Annotated in this window: 5 protein-coding genes; 1 reads left to right on the top strand and 4 read right to left on the bottom strand. The window is 67.4% G+C overall.

Features of this window, described 5'->3' with window-relative positions; genetic code table 11:
- The 4 genes from GT042_RS29270 to GT042_RS29255 all read right to left on the bottom strand — a co-directional run.
- The coding region (locus GT042_RS29270; RefSeq protein WP_345943965.1) for an RNA polymerase sigma factor at nucleotides 1-615 on the bottom strand (615 nt) is incomplete at its 3' end.
- Nucleotides 616-995: 380 nt separating this feature from the next.
- Complete coding sequence (locus GT042_RS29265; RefSeq protein ID WP_161311722.1) at nucleotides 996-3,251, bottom strand: hypothetical protein; 2,256 nt, start codon at nucleotides 3,249-3,251, stop codon at nucleotides 996-998.
- A 548-nt stretch (nucleotides 3,252-3,799) separates the two neighbouring features.
- Nucleotides 3,800-4,411, bottom strand: a complete 612-nt coding sequence (locus GT042_RS29260; RefSeq protein WP_161311721.1) for a hypothetical protein — start codon at nucleotides 4,409-4,411, stop codon at nucleotides 3,800-3,802.
- A gap of 223 nt (nucleotides 4,412-4,634) precedes the next feature.
- Nucleotides 4,635-6,362 (bottom strand): glycoside hydrolase family 20 protein, encoded by a 1,728-nt coding sequence (locus tag GT042_RS29255; protein WP_161311720.1) that lies wholly within the window; start codon nucleotides 6,360-6,362, stop codon nucleotides 4,635-4,637.
- A 148-nt stretch (nucleotides 6,363-6,510) separates the two neighbouring features.
- On the opposite strand from GT042_RS29255, the gene GT042_RS40200 reads away from it, so the two are divergent.
- Nucleotides 6,511-6,923, top strand: a 413-nt coding sequence (locus tag GT042_RS40200) for a 2-oxo-4-hydroxy-4-carboxy-5-ureidoimidazoline decarboxylase (RefSeq protein WP_345943964.1), incomplete at its 3' end; no start/stop codon positions are given.

Raw genomic sequence — 6,923 nt, 5'->3', positions numbered from 1 at the left:
CCCGCTACCCCCACCACCCCCCTCGCCCCGGCCGTACCCCACCAACTCGTCGATGCCGTCGGCCTCCTCGGCGCCCAGCAGCTCGGCGAGCCGCTTGAGTCCGCGGTGCGCGGCGGTCCGTACGGCTCCGGGCCGCTTGCCGAGGGTCAGGGCGGCGCTCTTCGCGTCGAGCCCGACCACCACCCGCAACACCACGGCCTCGGCCTGGTCCTGGGGAAGCTGGGCGATAAGGGCCATCGTCCGTCCGGTGGACAGGGCCTCCATCGCCTCGTCCGCGGTGTCCGACTCGGCGGCCTGCCCGGTCAGCTCCGTCTCGTCCCCGCCGACGGCGGGCCGGCGGCCACGCATCCGGATGTGGTCGAGGGCGCGGTTACGGGCGATCCGGGCGGCCCAGCCACGGAACCGGTCGGCGTCACCGTCGAAACGGTCGAGGTCGCGGGCGATCTGGAGCCAGGCCTCGGAGGTCACGTCCTCGGCGTCGAGATCGCCGACGAGCGTGCGTATGTAGCCCAGCAACCGCGGGTGCACGGCGCGGTACACAGTACGGAACGCGTTCTCGTCCCCGTCCTGTGCCGCGAGCACCGCGGTGGTCAGCTCCGCGTCGTCCCCCAGCACTCCCACAACCTGTCCTGAAATCGCGGCCGGTCATCACCGCGTCGACCCACGCTGTGCGGCACGCTACGGCCTGCCCGGGGCCCACGTCCATAACTTGTACAACCTGCAACAACTTCCTGGCGATATGCGGTGTGACAGAAAACGCACCCATGGCGCTGGTAGGAGTACGGGGCCGTGCTGCGGCTCCGCGGACGACGGCCGGGGCCTCTCCTGTGGGGGGTGGCGGCCCCGGTCGTCGTTCCGGTGCATCTCGTCCCGGCCCGCGCGATCGCACCGATCCCCGCCGACACGGCGCACTCGGCCGACAGCCACGCCTCGCACGCCCCTCCGCTTCGCCGTCAGGGGCAGACCCCGGGCGCCCCGCCGAGTCCGGCGCCCCCCTACAGGTCTGCTCGACCTCCCAGGTCCTCGCCGGCCTCACGCAAAGCGCGGACTTCTTGAAGCGCTTCTGCGATGTTCCGCATGACGTCACTTCCCGCCTGGTTGGCGAGCGGGCGCGCCACACCTTGCTTCATCGCCAACGACGGCAGCATGCCGAACACCTCCTGGGCGCCCCGTGCGACCTCCAGCAGATTCCTCGTCAGGAGATCCGCTCTGGCAACCAGTTCCCCCAAGGTGACTTCGGAGTGATCGGGAACCGAAACAGCGGGTGCTGATACCGGCTCAGAAGGATGGCTGTGCTCACTGGCCGACTTCGCCGTGTCCGACACGGCCGGAAGCGGTAGGGCGGGTGCGGAGGAATTCGATCCGTTCGCGGGCACCACCGACAGTGGACGCTCCGAAGGGGCGGGCACGCTTTTATCCTCGTGGATGCCTCCGCCGGACGGCGACCGTGGCAGAAGGACGCTCCGACTCTGCCGGGGTGCGGGTACCTTCTGCGGTCGCTTTCCAGACTCCTTCGGAAATTCTCGGTCAAACCAGGCTGTGTTCATATCCTCCATGAGTAAATTACCGGAACGGCTGACCCGACGAGGAATTCTGTCCCCGCCGTTCATGGCGTCGGCCAGTTCACGGAGCAATGCCACCGCCATGCCCCGGTTGTTCCGCAGGGCATTGAGGTGGTTCTTCACCGTCCGCCGGACACGCGCGGCCTTCGCCCCGTCGTCGTCATCTGTCTTTTGGCCGGCCAGTGATCCTCGATCGGCATCGATGATGTCGAAAGCAGCCAGCCAGTGCGCGGCCCTGAAGGCCACCAACTCTTCAAATGCCTCGTCGTCCGAATCGGCAGCGGCCAGCAGTTCCCTCAGCGGACGCCCGGAGAATTCGAGCCCGGCCCGGACGTTCCCTGCATGGAACACCTCTGCAATACGCGGGTTCCAGGGGGCCGGGTAGCTCTCCGAGGTAAGAGCGGACCACGCGCGAGCTCGCCTGTTGATCTCAGGACTACTGAGCTGTGAGGGGGGGGATTCACTGAGAGCGCGACGGAGCAGCAGTTTCTTGTCCGGATCGGATGGGAAAAGCTCTCGCAAGATCATCATGGAGCGAAGATCTCGAAGCTCAGCGATTGTGGCGTCCCCCGGGACGGAAGGCAGATCCGTGATCGGCGCCAGTCCCGAGAGAACTTGAGATACCTTCTCGTCCAGTAGTCCCTCGGCTACGTATACACCTAACACGCTGCGTCCCAGAGCCCGGCCTCGATCGTTGGGAACAAACTCAAGAGGCGGGTGAACGTGATCACGACGATTACTCATCTGAACAATCCGGTAGATACGCTCCGGCGTCGGGGAGCCAATCACCAGATGAGCTGATACGACGGCCACGTTCGTCGCGCGCCGCGCGGCGTCTTCATCATCGCCGTCACGCTCTGCCGCTGCCCGTTCCCGGTTGAAGCGTTCCGAAAGCTTGCCAAGCCAGGTATGAGTGTCGAAGATGATCTCGTCACCGCTCAACCCCAGTTTGGCCGCTGGGACACCAGCCAGCACCTCAGCAGACGTCAGCCCGAAGATGTCCTGGCGGCGCTTGGTACGGTTATTTCCGCGAACGGCCATCCAGCCCACGTACTCGGTCGGATATGCGGGATTTCCGTCACCGTCGAGCGGAGGTTCTTCTTGGAGGCGGTGGAGTTGGGGGATGAACATACCTGGTTCTTGTTGGCCATTGAGGACCAGATCCTCCTTCAAATCGTAGGAGCGCAGACCATCTCGTCGGTCCAGCTCGTCGGACGCTTCTTCCACGTTTGCCATCAGCCACTCGCGCGTGGGGGAAAAACTCATGAGCGCCGCATAGGACTGTCCTCTTAAATCTCCTTCCTCTCGAGCCCAAGGGAACACCCTGGTAAGTGAACGCTGAGTTTTACTGCCAACCGCAGGGTCTGCTGTAGAGTGCCAGAGGGAACTGATTCGCTCGTTGTGTTCCCAGACGACTCCGGCCACCCCATGCAAGTGAACTTCGACCATCAGCATTTCGCCCGCGTCGGTTCGCACTCTCCGCAGCGCCCCTTCTCGGAGCGTACGGCCGCCCGGACTTTCCTGGTCACTCAGAGTGATTTCCGGATCGACCAAGAAAGTGGCAGCGTTCTCCAGAGCCGAGCGCGGAGTATTGACGCCGGGCGTGGCTAGGGCAGCATTGACCCAAACACGTTGCCGCTCCACCGAAACCGGAGAGGGAAAGGGGTCGGTCTTTGCAGAGTAGTTCACGTAGTGCCTCTTCCGTTTGTTCTACGACTCAAACAGCTTGGCAATTTCCCTGAGGGCTCTAGACTTTCGTCCAGCCTGCGAAAGATTTCTTCTTTCCGTTCAGAATCTGGATCAGGTTCCTGAGAAGGGTCCGTAGTCGGGGGCGTGGACATCGATGGAACCCTTCGAGGCGGCGGCTAGAGGTGCCAGCTTGACACGGCCTCGCACCAATCCAGAGCCAAAAGAGGCCAACGATCATAATATTTCATTCTTGATCACCGATGGCGCCCAGTTGTCGAAAACATACGCGCCTGGACTCTGGTTAGAAAAACGAATAGGCGCCAAGTGGCGAGATGGGGTCGCGACGGGGCCACCTCGAAAATTCCTTCGGTACGCGAGATCCCCATGCAGAGTTGACCGGAAGCCGTTTGTGCGATGGAGGGACTACGGAGGCGCGAGGGCGTCAACGCTGGCCGCACGGACCGAGGTTTCGCGTTCGGGTGCCGCGACTAACACCGGTCGGTCCTGCGTCACGTACCCATCGACCTCGATGCGGAACGCGCGTCAGGTCAGCCGCGCGACCTGGCGCGGCGGGAGACGACCGCGCGCAGGACGCGCTGGCCCTCCGTCGACAGGTCCATGACGTGGCGCAGAGCCGCCGGGTCCGTGGTGTCGGCGAGGATCTCCAGGATGCGGATCTGGCGGCGCAGTTCGCCCGCGACGAGGGGGCCGATGCCGTCGAGGGCGGGGTCCGTGCCCTCGCCGTCCGCGCCCGTGCCGTCCTCGCGGCAGCGGGCCAGGCGTTCCTCGGCGGCGGCGCTCACGTTCTCGCCCACCACGTCGAAGCGCTGGTGGATCTCCAGCGCGACCACCGAGCAGGTGTCGGCCCAGGCGCGCAGCGACTCGATCCCCCAGTCCGAGGGCGCGGAGCCGAGCATGGTCCGTACCAGCACGGTGGCGACGTTCGGTGTGGCCCCCGCGTCGAGGGCCTGGTCCAGGACGTCCCTGGTCTCGGCCAGGCGCGCGGACCAGTCACCCTCGCCGCTCACGATGCCCGCCCACAGCGGTCGCAGGGTGTCCGGCTCCTCGGCGAGCAGGGGGAGACACCGGTCGAGGCAGGCGAGCCCGCTCGCGGCCAGGCCGCGCTCATCGGCTTGTGCGATCAGCTTCACCAGGCTCATGTACGTCTCCCGTCGTGGACGCGGTACTGACCACTGCTGCCCAGTACAGTACTGCGCCGTACGGCTGAAATACGTCACTCTGGTTCGGCGGGAGTCGGGGCTTCGTGAGGGTAAGTTCCGTTATGTACGGCACCTTTGAGGCGGTGTTCGGGTGGCGGAACGATTCGGCGCCGTACGATTCCAGCCGGGCCGGAGCCGCCCCCCCCTCAGCCCGTGCCCTCCCTCAACCCGTGCCCACCTGGCGCGCCAAGGTCTTGAAACCGGTCCAGCTCAGGGACGGCCGCGCCGGGTTCCACACCTTCTGCGCCACCGCGTTCAGCGGCAGCCTGATGCCCCGCGCCACCTGGTCCTGCGTCTGCGCGTTGGGGAAATCGCCCCAGATCGCCAGCAGTCCGCCCAGGATCTGCTTCGAGAACCGCGCCGGCACCGCCTTCGTGCCCCGCAGGACGAACGGGGTCCACTCCTCGTAGATCCGCCGCCCCGTCGGATAGACGAAGTTGTTCGGCTGGCCCAGCACGTAGTAGAGGTACTCGTCGTTGAAGTTGACGAGCTTGCGCCCCGCGTTCAGGTAGTCCAGCGGCGGGCGCGCCCCGGTCTCGCGGCCCGTCCAGTACTGGACCTCCAGATCCGGGTTCGCCTGGACGATTCCGCCGCTGAAGATGCCGTCGTTCCACACCCGCAGCGTGCGCTTGAAGGGGGCCATCACGGCGGCCCGGTCGTTCGTCCAGCCGGTCGTCAGGTCCTGGACCCGCGCCTTCGCGCCGAACCGCTTCCGGGCGGCGGTGGCCAGATTCGGGAACGACGCCTGGGGGTTGGACACCATCAGCGCCGGGTATTCGTCGGCGCCGAGGTTCCAGATCTTCCCCTTGAAGAGCCCGGCGTACTCCCGCAGCAGGTCGTCGATGATCCGCGCGGACGCGGTCTGCGCGATGTCGATCGCCCCGCGCGGGGCCGAGCCGTTGACGTTGCGCAGCTGGAGCGAGGGGTGCGGGGCGATCACCGCGCCGAGGTGGCCCGGGTTGTCGATCTCCGGGACGACCGTGATGTGCAGCCGGGCCGCGAGGTCGAGGATCCGCTGGACCTGGCCCTTGGTCAGGTGTTGCGAGGAGACGATCTCCGGGTGGGTGGTGGAGGCGATGCGGAAGCCCTGGTCGTCCGAGAAGTGCAGGCCCAGCTGGTTGAGCTTGAGGTCCGCCATCTCGCGCAGCCGGGCCTCGATCCAGTCCACGGTGTAGAACTTCCGCGCGATGTCGACGTTCAGCCCGCGCTGGGCGCGGTCGGGCCGGTCCCGTACGACCCCTTCCGGCATCGCGCCGCTCGCGCGGACCGACTGCTTGAGGGTGCGGGTGCCGTAGAAGACGCCGGCCTGGCCGGGGCCGGTGATCCGGACCTGGTTGTTCCGTACGGTCGCGGTGTACGCCTCCGCCGCGCCCTTGCCGGACACGGCCAGGACGACGTCGCCGGAGCGGGCGGCGACCGCGCCCCGGTAGCCGATCTTGAGTTCCTGGGCGATCAGGCGGCCCTCGTCGGCCAGTCCGGCGCTCGCGCGGCCGGGGGCGATGACCACCCCGCTCTTCGCGCCGGGCCGCCAGCCGGGGCCGCGGGCCGCTTCGTGCGTCCGTACGGAGGGGATGACGCGGGGCGCCGAGGAGAGCGCGAACGTACGGGAGGGGGACGGGGGTGGTGTGGAGCTGGCGGAGGTGCGTTCCACGGACGAGGACGAGGACGCGGCGGACGGGGAGGGCGCCGAGGCCGACGGCGTACGGGCGCCGGACGACGACCCGGAGCCCGAGCTTCCGGATCCGCAGCCCGCCACGGTGACGGCGGCGACCGAGACCGCCACACCGGCGACCAGGGCGCCGCGCGACCTCCGTACCGACGACACCGGCGACACCGACCGCGCCGACCGCACCGACCGGGCCGCCGCGGAAGACCGCGCGAACCGCGCCATTCGCGCTATCCGTATCATCCGAAAACCTCCCGCTTTGCCCAGATCTAAGCCGAAGGTCCCACGGCGGCGTCCATCACGCGCGTCGAAACTCTTCCTTCCGAGTGAAAATCGCGCATCCGTCCCACTCTTCGCACCGGCCGTCGATAGCGTGGGGGCACATCCCCGCTCCCACTTCACGCCCCTCCCGCACAACCACCGCGCCCTTTCGTACGTCTACCTCTACGACCGCCTCTACGACCCGTTTCTCCGGAGCGTCCCCCAGCCGCCTCCCCCCACCCGCCCTTGCCTCTGCTCACACGTATGCCGTCAGGCCGCCCGCCTCCAGGCCGCGTTCGAGGAGCCCACGCTGTCCAGCGCATCCCACGCCGGCCCCCGCGACAACCTCCACCGGTTCAACGCCGCCCCGGCCGGTGACGCCGAAGCCGCCCTGCTCACCTGCTGCGGAAACCGCCGGTGGGCCCAGCGGCTCGCCGCCCACCGCCCCTACCCGGACCTCGACGCCCTGTTCGCGGCGGCCGACGAGGCCAGTTACGACCTCTCGCACGCCGACCTGACGGAGGC

The sequence above is a fragment of the Streptomyces sp. SID3212 genome (assembly GCF_009865405.1).
Classification (GTDB): domain Bacteria; phylum Actinomycetota; class Actinomycetes; order Streptomycetales; family Streptomycetaceae; genus Streptomyces.
Note: the sequence above shows the minus strand (reverse complement) of the source record. Positions and strands in the feature narration are given on the sequence as shown.

Coding starts and splice junctions, on each gene's coding strand:
- GT042_RS29260 (WP_161311721.1), bottom strand. CDS start 4,411: ATGAGCCTGGTGAAGCTGATCGCACAAGCCGATGAGCGCGGCCTGGCC.
- GT042_RS29255 (WP_161311720.1), bottom strand. CDS start 6,362: ATGGCGCGGTTCGCGCGGTCTTCCGCGGCGGCCCGGTCGGTGCGGTCG.